Consider the following 18,768-nt stretch of genomic DNA (forward strand, 5'->3'; position numbering starts at 1 on the left):
CCCCCAAGGGCCCGGCCTTTTTAAGTTAAGTTCCGCTGCGGGCCGCCCGGTTGCGGCCGGCGTGCTTCGCTTGATATAGCGCTTCGTCGCTCGACTTGAACAGATCCGACAACGAGGCATCGGAGCCCGACGGAACCGTCACGACTCCGATACTGATCGTGTAATCGGGCCATTTCCGGTTTCCCCTGCCTTCCGCCACGGCCGCACGCAGCGATTCGGCAAAATGATCCGAGGTTCGCTCGTCCGCCCCGGGGAGAAACATGGCGAATTCGTCTCCGCCATACCGGCCGAACAAATCCCCTGCCTTCAGCAAAGGCCGGACCGTTCCGGCGAACTCCCGCAGCAGCTCGTCCCCGATAGGGTGCCCGAAGGAGTCGTTGATCGTTTTAAAGTGATCGACGTCGATCAGGATGAACGACGCAGGGAGCGCTTCCTGCCTGCAACGGAGCAGCGTCTCCCGCGTCTCGTGCATGAACGCCCGGCGATTCAGTGCGCCGGTCAAGTCATCATTATTGGCCAACCGCAACAATTTTCGGTCCGCCTGTTCTTTCGACAACAGAAAAAAACCCGTATTCCCCAGCATCATGATCACGTATAGAGCAAGAAAGGATAAGGTTCGGTAAAAGCCCGGACCCAGCATGTCCACCGGCACGGGCGAAAATAAGGCCAGCGGGGTTCGAATGATCAACGCGGCTGCTACGGTCAAATACATGTAACCCAAAAGAAGCGACAACGTCGATCTTCCCGGGGAAGCCGCCATCCTGCCGGCAGGAACGCCGATCATGACCGCGATCGAAAGCGACGCCACCGCAATGCGAAGCGAAGCGGAGTTATGCAGGACTTCAACCAGCAGATAAGCAACCAGTCCAGCCCCCGTCCAATACAAATAAAACCGCCTAACCTTGGATCCGAACCCGCCAGTCACCCTCAGCAAAGCCGTCGATTCCAGCGCAACGCCGAACAGGAAAAACAGGTTGGCCGCAACGATGACCGCCATGCCCGGAGCTTGCCCCGATACGACGAATAGCCCCCAGGTCATAGCCTGAAGCCACTTGGAGGCATAAAACATCTCCAGCGCCGGGTCCTTGGCTGTTTGGTGCCTGTAAGCACTAAAGAGGATAACGGCAAGAAGGTGGCCCAGCACAAGCAATACGAATACCGTCATCCTATCCAGATTCATGTCCATCTTGACGTTTCCCACCGTCTCTATCGCATATTTATTTATCCTAAATTTAAATGATTACTCTATCATAACTCAAATATCGCGAAAGAGGGATGCGAGCATAAAAAAAGCGAGTTTCTCCGACCCAGGGAACGGGCGCAGGAACTCGCTTCTGTTTATTAACGAAATGTTATTGGTTAGCTGCTCCTTGGCGGGAGATCAGGAACAATGTGCCCCAAATCAGCACGAATCCGCACGCTTGAGCCACCGTAATCATTTGCTGGAAGGCGATCCAGTTGATCAGGACGCCAACCATCGGGAAGCTCAGCTCCGCCAGCGTGGCGACCGACGCTTTGGTCGTCGTCAGCCCCTTGTAGTACACAAGCAGGCTGAGGAGCCCGGGCAGCAGCGCTTGTCCCAGCATGTTGAGGGAGAGCGCGGCGATTTGCGAGGTGCCGGCCGGCAGATTCCAGGCAGCCCCTTCGTTCCAAGTGATGGCAAGCAGCAGCGGCAGGGCCAAAATAAACCGCAGCGACGTCACCGTCTCATATTTCATATGTCCGACCATCATCCGGCCCATCACCGTGGACCCGCCCCACAACGCGGCCGCGCCCAGCGACAGCAGGCTGCCGATCTGCACGAAATCGCTCCAATGCCCGATCGGCATCGTAAATCCGAAGGTCAGCAAATACGTTCCGAGCAGCGCAATGAGCAAGAAGCCGAAGAAGAACCGCGGCAGCTTCTCCTTGAGCAGCAATCCGGCCAACAGGATGGCAAACAGCGGCTGCATCTTTTGCAGCAGCAGCACGGCGTTCAGATCGCCGTTCGACAGCGCCATCGTAAACAGGATCGTGGCGATGGCCGAACCGCCCCAGGATATAAAGAGCAGCGCGCCGCCTTGCTTCCAGCCGAGCCCTTTGAGCTCGGTACGGTTTTTCCACAAGACCGGGATGGCGAAGAGCGCGATAATGAGATGCTCGATGAGTACGATCTGCGCCGAGGTGAGCGACTTCAGCAGGATGACCCGGAACAAGGGGTCGACGCCCCACAGTGCCGCGCCTAATACGACGAGCCAAAAACCGCTGCGCGATTTGCGAGCCTCCGTCGTCTTGGACGAAGGCTGAACCTGGCTTGACGTGCCCGCTAGCGCCCCTGCGCCCGCTCCGGCTTGGATTCGGATGCCGCTGCTTGCATTTGCTTTTTCCATCATGTTTGTCCCCTTCTTGAATAGAGGGTCTACGCAGAAAACCCCCGCATCGACCTTCGTAAAGGTTTGCGGGGGCTGACCAAATAAGCCTGGCAGGAACCGTGAGGTCCCTGGATCAAACTAAGCTTGATTGATCTTCTCCCATCCGGACTTTACCGTCGGCCTTGGAATCGCACCAAGTCAGTCGCGCGCGGCCGTTAAAGCCGCAGGCGAGTCGCGGGCTGCGGTTTCCCTGCTGGAAAACCTCACCGCCGGTCAGGAATTTCACCCTACCCCGAAGATCTCTATTCTTTTAAATTTTGATTACTTAAGTTGTTTCTATCATAACGCAGGATGTAGCGTAACTATGTTACAAAAATCACAAAGTCTGCCTGCATCCCCGAATTCGGAATTATCCCCGTTTGACCACGTCGAAATTGTTTTCGATCAACAGCCAATTTTGCGGGAAACTCAACCCTAGCTTCCAGTAGCTCATCCCGCGCAGCCCCAGCTCCTTGACCAGGTTAAACTTGGCTTGGATCGAGCGGGCGTCCTCAAACCATACTTCGTGTTCCCGTCCCTCGCCATCCCAATAATGAAAAAACGGAGCTTGGTCGCGCTCGCTGTACCGGATGGCGACGCCATGCCGCGCGGCGATTTGGATCGCCTGCTGCGGACTGACCGCCCGGGCGACGCTTCCCTGCACGAACGGCAGCGTCCAGTCGTAGCCGTACAGGTTTTGGCCCATCATGATTTTCGAGCCCGGCATCTCGGTCAGCGCATATTCGATCACCCGTCTGACCGGACCGATCGGCGACACCGCCTGGGCCGGACCGCCGCTATAGCCCCATTCGTAGGTCATGATCACGACGAAGTCGGCGATTTCCCCGTGCGCCCGGTAATCATGCGCTTCGTACCACAAGCCTTGCTGGCCGGCACTCGTCTTGGGCGCCAGGGCGGTAGACATCAGCCAGCCCTGCTGCGCAAAACGCGCCTTGGCTTTACGCAGGAAGGCGTTGTAAGCTTCCCGGTCGGCCGGCCGCAAGAACTCGAAATCGAAATGGATGTCCCGAAAGCCGTAATTGCTCGCCGTCGTAACGATGTTGTCCAGAAAACGGTCCTGCACCGGGATATCGTTCAGCAGAATCCGGCCAAGCTCATCGCTGAACTGATCGTTCTCCTGGTTCGTGATCACCATCATCAGCACGACCCGGTTCGCCCGGGCAATTTCCGGAAATCGGTTCAGCGGGGGCTCCCGCAGCGAACCGTCCCGCTGCGCTTGAAAGCTGAACGGGGCAAGGTACGTCAGGTGCGGCGCCGCTTCACGCGCGCTTTCCTCCAGCGCCGGCGCAACCGTTCCGCCGCGCGGCTCGACATAAGCGTTGAATTCGGCGTTTCTTCGCGGCCGCGGCGGGATGTACAGCCGAAATCCGACCGACAGGGTTTGGTCTGCGGAAATGGCGTTAACGCGGGCCAGCTCCTGATAACTTAAACCAAAACGCCGGGCGATCGACCATAAGCTGTCCCCGGGTTGAACCCAGTAATAGCTGCCGACGATCGGGATAACCAAGGTTTGTCCGACCACAAGCCCCTCGGGGTTCGGCAACTCGTTTGCCTCAACGATATCTTCATAAGGTACGCCATAGGCTTCCGCGATGCTATACGTCGTTTGGCCTTGCTGGACGACATGAATCTGCATCTACTCCCCTCCTCCATATGGATCATGCTATCTACATCCTATGAAGGAGCAAGTTTGGCCTATTCCGCTAGCTAGAGTTGCATTAGAATGCCGGAAGGGCAATCTCGTCGTAATTGTCTTTAAGGAACTGCTTCACTTCCGGGCTGGAAATTGCCTTGGCCAGCTTCTGGATCGCTTCCGAATCCCGGTTGTCTTGACGGGCGACCAGGGTAATCGCGAAAGCCGAATCGACGGTTTCCGTCAACAAAGCGTCCTTCTTCGGCGTTAGTCCCAGCGGGCTGGCATAAGCCGGGGTCATCAGCACCAAATCGGCGTCGTCCAGCATCCGGGCCAGCATGAGCAGGTCTACTTCTTCGAATTTATAGTTATGGCTGTTTTCCACGATGTCCGCCTGGGTGGCTTCGATACCCACCCCTTCCTTCAGCTTGATCACGCCGGCTTTATCCAGCATGACAAGCGAGCGGCCGATGTTGGAGGGGTCGTTTGCGATCGCGATCGTCGCCCCGTCCGGCAATTCCTCCATCGATTTATAGCGTTTGGAGTAAGCGCCATAAATCGCGTGGTATACCGGTTGAACCGGAACCAGCTCGGTATTTTTGCTCTCGTTGTACTGCTCCATGTAAGGCACGTGCTGGAAGAAATTCGCGTCCACTTCCTTGTTCGCCAGCGCGTCGTTTGGTTGTACATTGTCGGACAAAACGACGACTTCCAGGTTGATGCCTTCCTCTTTCAATTGCGGTTTGATCAACTCCAGGATGTCCGTCATCGGCGGAATCAAGGAAGCGACCTTCAGCGTGGTTGTCTCCGTCGCCTCGGACTCGGCCGTAGCCGGCGTCGCCACGCCCGTCTCTGCATTACCGCCATTCGAAGCGTTCGAAGCATTGCCATTGTTGCCGCATGCGCTTAGCACCAGCATCAGCAGCGCAAGCGTCATCATCCATTTTCCTGTCTTAAACATGGTTTCTCCCTCCGATATTAGCGTTTATCCAGCCAGCGGGACAACGCATTCCCTATAAATTGGATTCCTTGCACTAAAACGATCATCAGCAGGATCACAACGGCCATCAGCTCGGTTTCGAAGCGCTGATAGCCGTAGCGGATGGCGAAATCGCCAACCCCGCCGCCGCCGACCACGCCCATGACCGTCGAGTAGGAAATGAAGCTGATGGTTGAGGAAGTCAGCCCCAGCACTAGACCGGAACGGGCTTCCACGTACAAAAATTTCGTGATGATCTGAAGTCTTGACGCGCCCATGGACCGCGCCGATTCGATCACTCCCCGGGGCACCTCCAGCAGCGATTGCTCGACGAATCGCGCATAAATGGCGATCGCAACGACCGCCAGCGGGATGGAGGCCGCCAGCGTCCCGATCGCCGTGCCGACGATGAGGCGGGTGAGCGGAATCATAAACACCACCAGCAGCAGGAACGGAAAGGAGCGAACGACGTTCACTGCCCCGTTTAACAATCCGTACCCGAGCCGGTGTTCATAAAGCTGGCCTTTGCCGGTCAGATACAAGGCCGTCCCCGCCGGCAAACCAAGCAGGACGGCTGCCAGCAGCGCGATCCCGACCATGACGAAGGTCTCGCCGACCGCTTCGCCGATTTGGCTGCGAAACTGGACGAAGCCGTCCCACATCAAGGCTATATCCAACACCCTTACACCTCCGTCCCGCCAAGCAGCTGTTCCCGGTACGATGCGCGGTAACCCGCCATGCCGGCCGTTCCATCCTCCGCTTCGTTTCGTTCGAGCGTAAACGCATCGGTTAGCCGGCCGTCCTCCATGACCGAAACCCCTTGGCAAATGCTGCGCACCACGTCCATCTCATGCGTGACGATCACGATGGTCACCCCCAGCGTCCGATGGATATGCAGCAGCACCTCGAGAATCTCCGCGGTCGTCTTCGGATCCAACGAAGAGGTCGGCTCATCGCAGAGCAGGAGCTCCGGCCGGCTCGCCAACGCCCGTGCGATGGCCACCCGCTGCTTCTGCCCTCCGCTGAGGGAAGCCGGGTATTGGCCGGCTTTGTCCTCCAGGCCGACGAAACGCAGGCATTCCCGCACACGGTCGGCGCGCTCCCGCTTCGGCAAGCCCGCAAGCTCCAGCGGAACGGAGACGTTGCCGCTAACCGTCCGGTTATTCAGCAGGTGAAATTGCTGAAAAATCATCCCGATCGACCGGCGTACTTCACGCCGCGCCGCCTCAGGGAGCGCGGTAAGCTCCTGGCCCAGGACCGTTACTTTCCCTTGATCCGGCAGCTCCAGAGCGTTCATCATGCGCAGTAGCGTCGATTTCCCTGCCCCGCTGGGGCCGATGACGCCGTGGATCGTGCCTTGGGGAATCCGCAAGGATACGTCGCGTACCGCCTCGAATTGCCCGTTTTGCACGCTGTACGATTTACTGACATGCTCCAAAGCGATGATAAGCGCCCCCCCTTTCGGGCTTCTTCTGTACTACTTATTTTAAAGATCTGTTTCATCGATCTTTCACCAGTTGATTATAGACTATTAATTACGCTGTGTCACTAAATTATGTTCATTATTATAAGAGATAATCAAAAACGCAAAAAACCACCATCGACTTCGGTGGTTGTTTTTTACCCTAATCTGATGTTCCAAACCTCCCGCAGGACGGAGCGAAACAATTCATCCAGCCTGTCATGCAGCGTATCCTCGCTCCGGTTTCGGGATTCCAGCGCCGGAGCAAGCCGCTCAAAATATGCCAAGCGGTCGGCCAAGTATTCGTCCAACCGGGGAAGGCGGGGCTCCGGTTCGGGTTTGGCCCCGCTTTTCTTACGCGCCAGCAGCAGTCCGACCTCCTCCTGGAGCCCGCCGCCGCTTACGTCCGGCAATGCCGCCTCGACGAGCTTCTCGATGTCCATCGGCGGCGGCGTTCCGCGGCTCTCGATCCAAGCGCAGGCCAGCAGCGGCCGGAGGACGTAGAAGTAGGCCTTAGGCGCGGCCTTCTCGCCTCTCAGCTCCGTCCGCAGGTTGCGCTTCGCCATATGCAAATAATGGTGGATCGCCGCCTTCGCGGAGAAGGCGAGCGGCGTCAGGGCCTGCAGCCGTTCCGGAAGCCGAAAGGCTTCGGCGTAGACGATCGGCGAGGCCAGCCACTCGAATAAGGCCGGATTGCCTTTGCCGAGCAGCGACAACGCCTTGCGCAGATCCCAACCGGCCAGGTCAAGGCCGCCGGCGTTCCCCGGCTGAGCCAGCACGGAACCCTCCTCTCCAGGGTGGGAACCCCCCGTGCCGATGCCGATCGGGCGCTCGATGACGTCTCTTTTGTCCCTGATCGACAAATACCACTCCACCGGCCGCACGTAAAGGAACCTCACGTCGTAATCGCTGGCGGCGGACGCGTAAGCCCAGGCCCGGCTGCCCGCTTCGCAAGCGTAAAGAACGCGCACCCGTTCCGTTTTCTCCACTTGCCGCAATTGGCTCAAGATCAACGATCGATGGTCTTCCGTTTGCTCCATCCGCGCTAGCTCCTTTCTTGCCCGGCCTAGCCGGCTCCCGCGCCTAAATCGCCGGCATCACATTGCCGCCGCTGACCGGGAGGTAAGTCCCCGTAATAAATCCGGCCAACTCCGAAGCCAGGAACGCAACCGCATTGGCGATATCCTGATCTTCGCCCCGGCGTTTCAACGGAACTCCGGCGATATAAGCCGCATCGTTGCGATCCACAAGCCCGCGATCCTGTTCGCTGATCGTCCAGCCGGGCGCCACCTGGTTGACGGTGATCCCGTGCTCCCCCACTTCTTTAGCTAAGACGCGATAGACGCCGTCCATCCCTCTTTTTCCCGCCGTATAAGCCGACTGGTTGGGGAAGTTCTGCATGGCGCATTCGGTATTGATCCCGATGAACCGCCCTTTTCCCTTGCCGATCATGGCCGGAATAAATGCCTTGGCCAAAAACACGCTCTGCAGCACGCAGGATTCGAATTGGCTCACGTAATCCTCCGCCGGTTGTTCAAGCACGGAGGTCCAGTTATACTGCACGATCGCATTCGCAACCACGATGTCCGGATCGCCGAGCTCCGCCGCCACCTTCGCTTGCATCGCCACAATGTCCGCTTCCCGCGTAATATCGCCCTGCACGGTCATGGCCGTTCCGCCGGCCGCGGTAATCTCCCGCAGCAATTCCTGCGCTTTGGCTTCATTATGCATGTAGTGAATGGCCACCTTTGCGCCGCAAGCCGACAGCGTGCGTGTCATCACCCGTCCCAACTGGCCGGTCGCCCCGGTAATGAGCGCGGTTTTCCCCGATAGATCGATCGTTAACATTGGCTGGTTTCCCCCTTGAATCCGTTATCGCAGCTTAGCCCGAATCGGGCATCACTCCCATTCTACCTTTCGCCCATTGGAAAAGCGAACCGCAAAAAGGCCCGGCAAGGAGAATCCAGAAACCTCCCTTAAGCCAGACCTTTTTTTGCAAAATGGATGAAAATTTATTGCGATTTGGCCGCAATCGAGAACACGACCGTTTTGGCGTTATTATCAACCAGTACGCTCACGGAAAAATCCCCGAGGGTCGCCTGTTTGTCGGCTAGCGGCCGACCGGCTTCGACCTCGGCGCAAATCGCGTCGAACCAGCGGCGGAACGCGATGGCGTCGTAGGTGAACAGTTGATTGGCAAACAGCTCGATCGATTCCGAATTCCGGGCCAGCGTTCCTTCCCGAAGCCGGACCGTAATTCCGTACGTGTTGTACGTCGGATCGAGCCAGATCGCCGCTTCCTCCGCCGCCGTTCCGCCGGATGAACCGGCACCACCTGCGGCCGTGGCCTGCTGCACCGCCGTTTTCTCCTTTTCGTCCTTGTACAGGCGCAGCGTAGTGTCGAACAAATCGTAATTGGTGCCGCGCAACTGGCCGGCCTTCCGCAACGTATCATAGGCATCCCACATCCGTTTGTCGGGAAAAGCGACGATTCGTTGTCCCCCGCTGGCGGTCGGCACAAGCCGCTGCAGCTTCCCTTCCTCCGGTTGAATCGGGATCCGCTTGGTTTTGTCGGTCAGGCGGTTCAGAATCACGAGGGCCTCGGCCCGCGAAACGGTCCGTCCGACGCCGAAATTTCCGTCCGGGTACCCCTGCATGATCCCCTTGATCAACGATTCGGCGATGAACTTCTGCTGCCGGTCGCTTGCACTGGTCAAATCCCCATAGGACGCAGCCACCGTGCGGCTAAACTGCTCATCCTCCAGAAACTCGGTTTCTTGCAGCGTGTAATAGAGCACCTCCGCCACATTTTCCCGGGTCATTCCCGTTTGAAAATCGCTGTAACGGCTTTTGTTCAAAAAATTCAGATCGCTCGCCACATCGATATAGGGCTTGGCCCAATAGCCCGTCATGGCCGGTTTGAAGTCGAAATAACGGTAATCCTGTTTCAAGATCGTCCGGTTCTCTTCGCTCAGCGATTCGAGAAAAGAGGCCCGCCAAGTGCGCTCCAAGTTCGGATGTTGCTCGCTATAGGACAAGATCAGCATCTTGATGAACTGGTCCACCTGTACCGGCTCGTTAGGCCGAAATGTCCCGTCCGGGTACCCGTTTAGGATCCCCTGTGCGACCATGGACTCGATTTCCTCCAGCGCCCAATGTCCGCGAATATCTTTAAAAACACCGGTATTGCCGGATACGGCCGCCGCAGCCCCGGCAATGGACGGACCGATAAGATCTTTCGCCGTCCCGTACCCTCCAGCCAAGCCGATAAAGCCGGTCAGCAAGCAAAACGCTGCCGCTTGACGCAATCTCCGTTTGAAGATGCGCTTCCAATTGATTCTGATCATGACGTTAGCCTCCCAAAGTCTTTACACATGTTGCGTTATGTACAGCCGCGTAAATACGCCGCCACTACTCAGAAAACCATAATTCGGAACGGATGTGAATAGGCCGAACGACAGCCGGAATTCCGGCATAACCGGCGCGGATTCGCCTGCGCTAAACGAACCAGAAAAAGCCCGGGGGCAGTGCCCTGGGCCTGGTCGAATGAGACGTTCTTGTTACTCCGAAATGGTGCTTTCATCCTTCGGGTCGGATTTCTCGTACGCCAGAAGGATCGAATCCAGCAAGCCGGGAAAGCGGGATTCCAAATCTTCCTCCCGTACCGACATAAACCGCTGCGTGCCTTGGATGCGGGTAGACACGACGCCGGCCTCCCGCAGCGTCCGGATATGATGGGACAACGTCGATTTGGCGATCGGCACCTCGAAATAATTGCAAGGTCGTTCGCCGCTGCGGCGCATTTCAGCCACTACGCTGAGCCGGATCGGGTCGCTTAAAGCGTACAACACGGAAGACAACTGAATGTCATGCCGGTCGGGATGATATAGGACCTTCATCAGGAAAACTCCTTTATTTCAAAAATCGTGATGGTTTCATGATTCCCTATTTACATCATAAGCGATGTCATGCTATATTTCAATCGTTCGATAATATTCGAACATTAGAACAAAGAAAGAGTGGGTGAAAAGAGACCATGCAAAATATCTCCACCGAATTTGAAAATACCGCAATGCCGGCTTCCTCACCTTCCATAAACAACGAAGGTCTGTTAACGGCGTTGCTCGCGATTGCCGTCGTGTTGGTCATCATGAACACGGCCATGTTTAACTTGGCGCTGCCGGACGTCACCGAAGCCTTCCATTTGTCGGCCGCCGTCACTTCCCTGATCGTCACGGGTTATTCGATCATGTTTGCCATCTCGTCGATCACGTTCAGCCGTCTTTCCGATTTCCTGCCGATCCGGCGCTTGCTGGCGATCGGACTTACGACGCTGGGGATCGCCGCCGTCGCCGGATTGTTCAGCCCCAGCTTCTGGATGCTGCTTGCCGTTCGCGTGATTCAGGCATCCGGCGCAGGAGCGGTCGTCTCGCTGTCGCTGGTGACCTTATCCCGCTACGTACCCATCGAGCGGCGCGGCAAAGCGATGGCCTTGATCATGTCGGCCGTATCGCTGGGTCTCGGACTTGGCCCCGTGGCCGGCGGCGCGATCGTAGAATATTTCGGATGGAGATACCTGTTCATCATCACGGCGTTTACACTGCTGCTGGTGCCGCTGTTTCTGCGCCATATCCCGCGGGAACAACCGGTTCGCGGCGCGTTCGATACCCCGGGCGCGATTTTCGTGGCCGTCGGCACGACCGGTTTGCTGTTGTTTCTGACGGAGCATTCCTGGACGGCGCTGGCGTTTGGTGCCGCAGCGCTGGCTCTGTTCGTCTGGCGTATCCGCACCGCCTCCGACCCGTTCGTCTCGCCCGCGTTGTTTAGCAACGGGTCGTACCTCGCCTTGTCGATCGTCGGCATCGCAGCGTATTTGTGCAGCTTCGCCACCTTATTTTTGCTGCCGCAAATTTTGGTTCATCGCTTTGGGTTAACCGCCAGCCATGCCGGGCTGATCATCTTCCCGGGCTCAATGCTGGCGATGGTCGCCTCCCGCAGGGTCGGCTCCGTCATCGATCGCCACGGCAACGGCGCGATCCTGCGGTATGTTCCGCTGCTCGTGCTCAGCTCCATGCTTCTGTTCGCCCTGTTCAGCGGGCAATCTTGGCTGGCCATCCTGTTCATCTATATGCTAATCAGCTTAGGGTTCACGATGCTTTCCAGCAGCGTATCCAACGAAATTTCCCGGATTCTGCCGGCATCGCAGGTTGGCTCGGGGATGGGGCTCTACCAATTGCTGCAGTTCTTCAGCGGCGCCTTCAGCGTAGCCATGGCCTCCAGCGCCATGGAATGGCAGCACGGACTGTCGCTGTCCGCCGCCTACTCCAACATTTTCTGGGGACTCATGGTGATGGCGTTGCTCGCCCTCGGCTCGTCATTTGTTTATTTACGCAGCATGGCCATAAAAGGAAGATCGCAGCAAGGCACCTCTTTTGAAGCGTAACCCGGTTGAATATAACGAAAACCCCTGGGGCTAAACGGAACAAATGCTTTCCGCAGCCACCCCAGGGGTATTGCTGTTGTTCAAGGACATCCCGGACTTACTCGGCTTCCCGTAATCTCTCCACAATCGTGGCTTGAGACATCCTGCGGTAAGAGGACAAGGTCACGATCATAGCCATCCCAAGGAGCAGCGCTAACATACCGGCCATCGGCAACGGACTCATTCGGAAATCCGTAAACGCCATCCCGTTAGCGATTCCCTTGGCAACCCCATACGTTAATCCCATGCCCACCGTGCTCACGATTAGGCCGGTCAGCAATACGCTATAAAGGCCTTCCAGCACGAGCATCGATTTGAGCTGTTTCCGGGTCATGCCAACGCTCTCTAAAATGGCGAATTCGCCCCTTCTTGACCACATGCCCGTAATCACCGTATTGACATAATTCAGGATTCCAATCAAGCCAATCACCAAGCTCAGGCCGTAGCCGATCGTTTGGAAGACGCGGATAAAACCTTGCATCTCTTCCTTGTAGTCCTCCCGCGACTTCACAATTAAGCTGGGACTAGACGCCGTGAAGGATTTCACCGCCGATTCCGCTTCACCGAGTTTGGCCGGATCGACGTGGAGGGTCACGGACAACAGGATCGGATCCTTCACTGACTTCACGAACTCGTCCGCCGGCCAAAACACCTTAAAGCCTCCAACGGTGTAGTATTGGGTCCCCGCCGCATACAGCGCATCCGAACTGAATACCGCCATCACCTCGTAACTCTTGTGGATTCCGTCGAACTGGATCCGGTCGCCCGGCTGATAATAACGGGCATAATGATCGGAGCCCAGCAACGCTTCCGACACCAGCACATAATCGCCGGAGGCGAATTTGTTCCGGTCAAACGTCCCGGCGACGATATCCTTAGGTTCGATCACCCCGTACCACCCGGGATCCAGGCCATGGAGCTGCAAATCGACAGCCTTATTTTTTAGAATCCAGGCCATCGGGGACTCCTCGGGAGATTCCGTCTTCGACAGAGGTTCAATGATACGTTGGATCTTCTCGTTCAACGGCAGTGAGGCCATACGGTAGTACACTTTGTCCGCGCTCCTTACGCCATCGATTTGACTTAACTTCCGTGCGAACTCTTCCGTCAAGGCGGCTTTATCGGGAGCCGGGACATCCCCTCGTCCGCCGACTTCCTCCTTGATCACGAAATCCCCCGTAATAAAGCTGTTTAAATATTTATTGACGCTAAACGAAGAAATGACCGTATGAATCACGCTGAACAAAATCAGGCTTAACGACAAGGAGGCCAGCATAAGCAGCAGCTTCTTTTTGGATCGAAACAGATTTGCGAAAGCCATACGCGTGAGCTTGGCCCCCTGCGACGAACGTTTTACCTTTCGGCCCAGGCCCCGCCCCTCGTTCCCGGCGAGACCCGAATATTTCACGGCTTCGACCGGGGAAATTCGCGACGCCGTGCGCCCCGGTTTGCTGGCAGCGATCCGTACGGTCAGATAGGCAAAGAGGGCCGCCGCGATAAAAATCAAAGGGTTGCCGGAGCTCACCGTCTCCTCCGTTGCTTCGCTGGAGAACCCGCCGATCAGCGGCATCAGCCACACCCCTGTTCCGTATCCTAGAGCCAATCCAATGGGAAGGCCCACCAGATAGAGAAAGTTCGCTTGCTTGGAAACGACACGTTTGAGCTGACGCGGAGTGGTGCCGATGGTTTTCAAGAGACCGTAAAACTTAATGTCCCGCACGACAGAAATATGAAAAATGTTGTAGATCAGCAAATAACCGCTGACCATGATGATGAGGATTAGAACGAGGAAAGCCGCCACGCTCGTCGGATCTTCCTCCAGGCCGACGCTGCTATAGGCCCAATTCACCCCGTATGGAGCATCTATTCCGGTATCCGACAGCACCTTTTGCAGCTTCTTCTCAATCCCCAAGGAATGGTCAAACATGACATCCAGCCGAATCGTATTCACGTAACTGCCCGTTTTCCGAGCCTGCTCCGGATCCAGCCGGGATAGGTGCTGCTGGACGAAAGCTTCCGATACGAACGCCATCCCCGCCATCGACAAGTTTCGGTCCGCCGGAAAATACCCCGCCAACACAAACTCCTCCGTTACCGCTTTTCCGTCGATATCCAGATCCAGCTTCACCTTGGCCCCCAGCTCATGGGGGACACCCAGCAAATCAAGCACCCAGGTACTCGTCGCGATCCCTTTCCCCTCGGTTGGCAAACTGCCTTCCTCGAATCGGATGAAGCTGTGTTTGGCCTCTTTCTCGTCGATTTGATCGACTTCCAGCGCCGTGCCGCGAAAGACGTCGCTGGTTGCTCGGCCGACCAATACGGATTGGCCGTATTCCTTGATCAACGGATGCTGCCGGAGCTTCTCCGCCTCGGCGGGGGTGAGGTATTTGAAGCTGCCGTGATAATCCCCGCCGGCCGTCTTCATCTTGGTTAACTGCATCGATTCGTTGATGCTGAACGCCATCGTAAATACCGAAGTAAGCAGCAGCGTCGTTAGCACGATAGCGCTGACGATCATCGCGTTGCGCGGCAGGTTCGCCTTCAAGCTGCGGTGAACGATCGTTGCAACTCCGATTCGTTTACTCGCTGCCATTTGGCGCACCCGCCCCTCTTCCGGCTCGACCGGAACGGCTGACGATTTGGCCGTCCTCGATCCGCACGATGCGATCCGCAGAAAGCGCGATTTCTTCATTGTGCGTAATCATCACGATCGTCTGGTGGAATCGTTCGCTCATCTGCTTCAGCAGGACCATCACTTCCTGGCTTGTCCTGCTATCCAGGTTGCCGGTCGGTTCATCCGCCAATACGATGGATGGCTTCGTGGCCAGCGCCCGGGCAATCGCCACCCGCTGCTGCTGCCCGCCGGACAGATTCGCAGGTAAATGGTGCACCTTATCGGACAGCCCCAGTGCGCCGATCACCTGTTCCACATGCTCCCGATCCACGCGGGCACCGTCCAGCTCGATCGGTAACACGATATTTTCGTACACATTCAGGATGGGGATCAGATTGTAGCTTTGGAACACAAACCCGACCGACCGTCGCCGGAAAATCGTCATCTTCTCGTCATTCATGGCATAAATCTCGTTTCCATCCACGTACACTTTGCCTTCGGTGGGGCGGTCCAATCCGCCCAGCATGTGGAGCAGCGTGCTTTTTCCGCTGCCGCTTGTGCCCACGATCGCGACAAACTCGCCTTTATCCACGCTTAGCGTGATCCCGTTCAGCGCCTTGACGGCGTTAGACCCTTGGCCATAGGTTTTCTTTAACTCTTCCACTTGCAAAATCGGCATGCCGGTTTCTACCTCCCAAAAAAAATCCTGTACGCGTTCGTACAGGATTTAATGTAGCAGATCATTCTAACGATCGGATGTCCGAAAAATAACAGGATCGACATAATCCATCTTTTACATGCCAGGCAAGAACACAGAGAATACCGTCCCTTCACCAAGTCTGGACGACACTTTGATGTACCCGCCTTGAGCCGCAATAATCTCCCGGGCCAGATACAGGCCGATTCCGACGCCTTCATGCTTGGCCGCTTGCTTGCTGCGGTAAAAGCGTTTGAATATATCGTTCCATTCCTGCTCCGCGATGCCCATGCCCTGATCGGCGACATCGATGCGGACGAACATTTCCCCCGCCACGGCCGAAACCTGGATGCCGCTCCCGGCGGCGCTGTATTTGACCGCATTTTCCAGCAGGTTAAATAAGGCCTCGCCGGTCCATTTGGGATCATGCCGCACCGAAAACTCCGGGTCGCAGTCGATGGCGATTCCAACGCCTTTGCGCTCCGCGGCTGCGAAAACCTGCGATACGGCTTGCGTGATCGTCGGGATCAGCGGCGATACGGCCGTTTGCAAGGTGATCATCCCCGTCTCGAGCCGGGACATTTTGACCAAGGACCCGATCAACCAATCGAGTTTGGCCGCTTGCGTCTTTACTTGAGCCGCATACTGGCGGGCCTCCTCGCCTAGATCCGGGGTTTCCTCCAGCAGCTCGCCGTATAGCATGATGCTCGACAGCGGCGTTTTCGTTTGGTGGGAAATATCGGAGAGAAGCGTCTGAAGATGGCTTCGCTCCGCTTCGACTTGCCCTTCGCGCGACCGGGCCAGCTCGACATATCGAATCACCTTGTTCTCCAGTGCGGAAAGTTCCGTCTCTTCATAGCCAGTCAGGCGCGGCCGGCCGGCGATCGCCGTATCCACGATTTCATAGGCTGCCTGGATGGCGGCAGCCGACCTCGCCCGCAGCGTCCGAACGAAAGAACCGGCCAATAAGAGAAGCGCCCCGGCGAAACTTGCAGGCAGCCAAAGCGGGGGGGTAAAGACTTCCCCGGACCAAACCCAGGCGGCCAGCGGATAACCCAGCACCAACAGGACAAACAGCGCCCCGTAAACTAGGTAAAGCCAATCGAAGGCAAGCCCGTTCTCCCCGCCGGATTCCCCGCCGTTTGTCATGCCTGCACCCCCGTGTCGGCCCACAGGTATCCCAGCCCGTAGACGGTCTTGATATATTGGGGGGCAGAGGGATCCTCTTCGATTTTGGCCCGCAATCGTTTGACCGTAACGGTCAGCGCGTTTTCATCCACAAATTCGGCATCATGCCCCCATACGAGATAGATCAGCTGCTCCCGGGTCAGAATTTGTCCGCGGTGGCTTACCAGCGCTTTCAGCAGTTTTTGTTCCGTCACGCTGAGCGGGATGGCTGCGCCCTCCTTGCGGTAGTCCATTTTGCCGAAATCGAACACCAGAGAGCCGATATTCACTTTATCCTCGCGGCTCGGATCGCAGCGCCGGAGCACGGCCATCACCCGGGATCGGAGCACCATCAGGCTGAACGGCTTCGTGATATAGTCATCCCCGCCCAGCTCGAAGCCCATCACGATGTCGGACTCCATATCGTTCGCCGTCAGGAAGATGACCGGCACCCGCGAAGCCTCCCGGAGTTTGGCGCAGAAATCCAGACCGCTCCCGTCCGGCAGCCTGACGTCAAGCAGCACCAGATCGATCCCGCCCGCCGCCAGCCGCTCCTCCGCTCCGGCCAGATCATACGCTTGCTCCACGGCAATTCCGTCCCGGGCCAACGTCAACGCGATGCCTTTGTTTAAGCCTGCATCATCTTCAACGATCAGAATGTTCGTCATGACCGATTGCCAACCTGCCTTCCCAATTCCATTAAACTGGCCCTATTATACACAATCGGCAAGGAAAGGGGATGATAGATTGGTTACTTTTTTCGGCTGCGCAGCTCTTTCATGATCTTGCGGCCGGTCGGCGTTTGCGCCAGTCCGCCTTGCGCGGTTTCGCGGTGACGGCTGGGCATCGCCGAACCGACCTCCAGCATCACGTCGATGACTTCGTCCGACGGGATCGCGCTGCGCACGCCGGCCAGCGCCATATCGGCGGCGGCCAGCGCGTTAACGGCACCGAAGCCGTTGCGAACGATGCAGGGAATCTCCACCAGGCCGCCGACGGGATCGCAGATCAAGCCCAACGTGTTCTTCAGCGCGAGGCCGACGGCGTGCACCGCCTGCTCCGGCGTCCCGCCGCGCAGCTCGACCATCGCTCCGGCCGCCATCCCGATCGCCGATCCGATTTCCGCCTGGCAGCCGCCTTCCGCGCCGGAAATAAACGAATTGTTGGCGATCACGTAGCCGATGGCCCCGGCGCAAAACAACCCGCGCACGAGGTGCTCATCTTCCCATCCGAAACGCTCTTGGGCGCTGACGAACACGCCCGGGATGATGCCGCAGGAACCCGCTGTCGGCGTGGCCACGATCCGCCCCATCGAGGCGTTGACCTCCGACACCGCCAGCGCGTAAGCCATGGCCTGGCAAGCGATGTCGCCGACGGACGCCTCTCCGCCGACGCGGTAAGTCTCCACCCGCTTGGCGTCGCCGCCCGTCAGTCCGCTCGTGGAGACGATGTCCTCCGTCAGCCCCTTGCGTACCGCCGTTTTCATGATTTGGTAGTATTCGCCCATGGCGTTCAAGATCTCGGACTCCGATTGCCCGCTCTCCGCCGCCTGATCCTGAATCATGATGCCGGAAATCGTCTGGGATTCCCGCTCACATAATTCGACCAGCTCCCGCAAATTTTTAAATCGCATCCTGCCTGCTCCTTTCTTATCTCGTCAGATCGATATAAACTACCCGGCTGACATGCTCCAGCGAGCCGATCGCCTCCCATAATTCCGGCGGGATGGGCGAGTCGGCTTCCACGACGGTCAACGCCTCAGCGGTCCGCCCTTTCCGGTCGGTGATGATGTAGCCGATGTTGACGTTCTCCCGGCTGAACAAGGCGGTAATCCCGGCCAATACCCCTTGCCGGTCGGCATGGGATATGACTAGGGTCGGCAGCTCGCCCGAGCTCTTCACCTCAAACCCGTCGATGCTGCGAATGACGATCGTCCCTCCGCCGATGGAAGCACCCGTCACCTCCGTATGCCGGCCGTCTTGGCCGGTTAGTTTTATTTTTACCGTATTTGGGTGTGCTCCAGGCAGGACTCCCGTAGAAAATCCGATCTTGATCCCCTGCTCCTCGGCGTCTTGCAGCGAATGGCGGATTCGCTCGTCGTCCGTGCGGTAATCGAGGATGCCGCCAACCACGGCCAAATCGGTACCGTGTCCGCTATACGTTTCGGCAAAAGAGCCGTAGAAGCAAATCGCCGCTTCCGCCGGCGCACTCCCAAGCAGTTGACGGGCAAACCGTCCGATCCGCACCGCCCCGGCCGTATGCGAGCTGGAAGGCCCGATCATCGCGGGACCGATAATGGAGAACACGTTTTTGAATCGCATGG

Annotated in this window: 17 protein-coding genes and 1 riboswitch; of the genes, 1 reads left to right on the forward strand and 16 read right to left on the reverse strand. The window is 57.4% G+C overall.

Going from position 1 to position 18,768, the window contains the following annotated elements:
• Window positions 1–25 precede the first annotated feature (25 nt).
• The 10 genes from MJ257_RS18425 to MJ257_RS18470 form a co-directional block, all read right to left on the reverse strand.
• The gene (locus tag MJ257_RS18425; protein WP_240270611.1) at window positions 26–1,180 is read right to left on the reverse strand and encodes a GGDEF domain-containing protein; all 1,155 of its coding nucleotides are present in this window, start codon (window positions 1,178–1,180) and stop codon (window positions 26–28) included.
• Window positions 1,181–1,352: 172 nt separating this feature from the next.
• Complete coding sequence (locus MJ257_RS18430) at window positions 1,353–2,369, reverse strand: DMT family transporter (protein WP_240270612.1); 1,017 nt, start codon at window positions 2,367–2,369, stop codon at window positions 1,353–1,355.
• A 129-nt stretch (window positions 2,370–2,498) separates the two neighbouring features.
• Window positions 2,499–2,655: riboswitch (FMN riboswitch) on the reverse strand.
• Between the two features lie 105 nt (window positions 2,656–2,760).
• The gene (locus MJ257_RS18435; RefSeq protein ID WP_240270613.1) at window positions 2,761–4,047 is read right to left on the reverse strand and encodes a glycoside hydrolase family 18 protein; all 1,287 of its coding nucleotides are present in this window, start codon (window positions 4,045–4,047) and stop codon (window positions 2,761–2,763) included.
• Window positions 4,048–4,129: 82 nt separating this feature from the next.
• Window positions 4,130–5,005: a MetQ/NlpA family ABC transporter substrate-binding protein gene (locus tag MJ257_RS18440; RefSeq protein WP_240270614.1), complete on the reverse strand. Its 876-nt coding sequence runs from the start codon at window positions 5,003–5,005 to the stop codon at window positions 4,130–4,132.
• 17 nt (window positions 5,006–5,022) lie between these two features.
• Window positions 5,023–5,685, reverse strand: a complete 663-nt coding sequence (locus tag MJ257_RS18445) for a methionine ABC transporter permease (RefSeq protein WP_240270638.1) — start codon at window positions 5,683–5,685, stop codon at window positions 5,023–5,025.
• Window positions 5,686–5,705: 20 nt separating this feature from the next.
• Window positions 5,706–6,470 (reverse strand): methionine ABC transporter ATP-binding protein, encoded by a 765-nt coding sequence (locus MJ257_RS18450; RefSeq protein WP_240270639.1) that lies wholly within the window; start codon window positions 6,468–6,470, stop codon window positions 5,706–5,708.
• Between the two features lie 173 nt (window positions 6,471–6,643).
• The gene (locus tag MJ257_RS18455; RefSeq protein ID WP_240270615.1) at window positions 6,644–7,525 is read right to left on the reverse strand and encodes a nucleotidyltransferase domain-containing protein; all 882 of its coding nucleotides are present in this window, start codon (window positions 7,523–7,525) and stop codon (window positions 6,644–6,646) included.
• Window positions 7,526–7,568: 43 nt separating this feature from the next.
• Window positions 7,569–8,333, reverse strand: coding sequence for an SDR family NAD(P)-dependent oxidoreductase (locus MJ257_RS18460; protein ID WP_240270616.1), 765 nt, complete (start codon window positions 8,331–8,333; stop codon window positions 7,569–7,571).
• Window positions 8,334–8,497: 164 nt separating this feature from the next.
• Window positions 8,498–9,832 (reverse strand): S-layer homology domain-containing protein, encoded by a 1,335-nt coding sequence (locus MJ257_RS18465; RefSeq protein WP_240270617.1) that lies wholly within the window; start codon window positions 9,830–9,832, stop codon window positions 8,498–8,500.
• A gap of 213 nt (window positions 9,833–10,045) precedes the next feature.
• Window positions 10,046–10,384 (reverse strand): ArsR/SmtB family transcription factor, encoded by a 339-nt coding sequence (locus MJ257_RS18470; RefSeq protein WP_240270618.1) that lies wholly within the window; start codon window positions 10,382–10,384, stop codon window positions 10,046–10,048.
• A 137-nt stretch (window positions 10,385–10,521) separates the two neighbouring features.
• On the opposite strand from MJ257_RS18470, the gene MJ257_RS18475 reads away from it, so the two are divergent.
• A complete protein-coding gene (locus tag MJ257_RS18475; protein ID WP_240270619.1) occupies window positions 10,522–11,928 on the forward strand; it encodes an MFS transporter in 1,407 nt (468 codons plus the stop codon).
• Window positions 11,929–12,025: 97 nt separating this feature from the next.
• Here MJ257_RS18475 and MJ257_RS18480 read toward each other — a convergent pair whose 3' ends face one another.
• The 6 genes from MJ257_RS18480 to sdaAB all read right to left on the reverse strand — a co-directional run bounded on the left by MJ257_RS18480 (window position 12,026) and on the right by sdaAB (window position 18,766).
• Window positions 12,026–14,560: an ABC transporter permease gene (locus MJ257_RS18480; RefSeq protein ID WP_240270620.1), complete on the reverse strand. Its 2,535-nt coding sequence runs from the start codon at window positions 14,558–14,560 to the stop codon at window positions 12,026–12,028.
• Complete coding sequence (locus MJ257_RS18485) at window positions 14,547–15,260, reverse strand: ABC transporter ATP-binding protein (protein WP_240270621.1); 714 nt, start codon at window positions 15,258–15,260, stop codon at window positions 14,547–14,549. Before MJ257_RS18485 ends, MJ257_RS18480 begins: the two co-directional genes overlap by 14 nt.
• A gap of 114 nt (window positions 15,261–15,374) precedes the next feature.
• Complete coding sequence (locus tag MJ257_RS18490) at window positions 15,375–16,427, reverse strand: sensor histidine kinase (RefSeq protein WP_240270622.1); 1,053 nt, start codon at window positions 16,425–16,427, stop codon at window positions 15,375–15,377.
• A complete protein-coding gene (locus tag MJ257_RS18495; protein ID WP_240270623.1) occupies window positions 16,424–17,113 on the reverse strand; it encodes a response regulator transcription factor in 690 nt (229 codons plus the stop codon). Before MJ257_RS18495 ends, MJ257_RS18490 begins: the two co-directional genes overlap by 4 nt.
• 83 nt (window positions 17,114–17,196) lie before the next feature.
• The gene (sdaAA, locus tag MJ257_RS18500) at window positions 17,197–18,078 is read right to left on the reverse strand and encodes an L-serine ammonia-lyase, iron-sulfur-dependent, subunit alpha (RefSeq protein ID WP_240270624.1); all 882 of its coding nucleotides are present in this window, start codon (window positions 18,076–18,078) and stop codon (window positions 17,197–17,199) included.
• 16 nt (window positions 18,079–18,094) lie between these two features.
• On the reverse strand, window positions 18,095–18,766 hold the full coding sequence (gene sdaAB / locus MJ257_RS18505; RefSeq protein WP_240270625.1) for an L-serine ammonia-lyase, iron-sulfur-dependent subunit beta: 672 nt from the start codon (window positions 18,764–18,766) through the stop codon (window positions 18,095–18,097).
• Window positions 18,767–18,768: the final 2 nt, after the last annotated feature.

The organism is Paenibacillus timonensis, from assembly GCF_022427145.1.
Lineage (GTDB): Bacteria > Bacillota > Bacilli > Paenibacillales > Paenibacillaceae > Fontibacillus > Fontibacillus timonensis.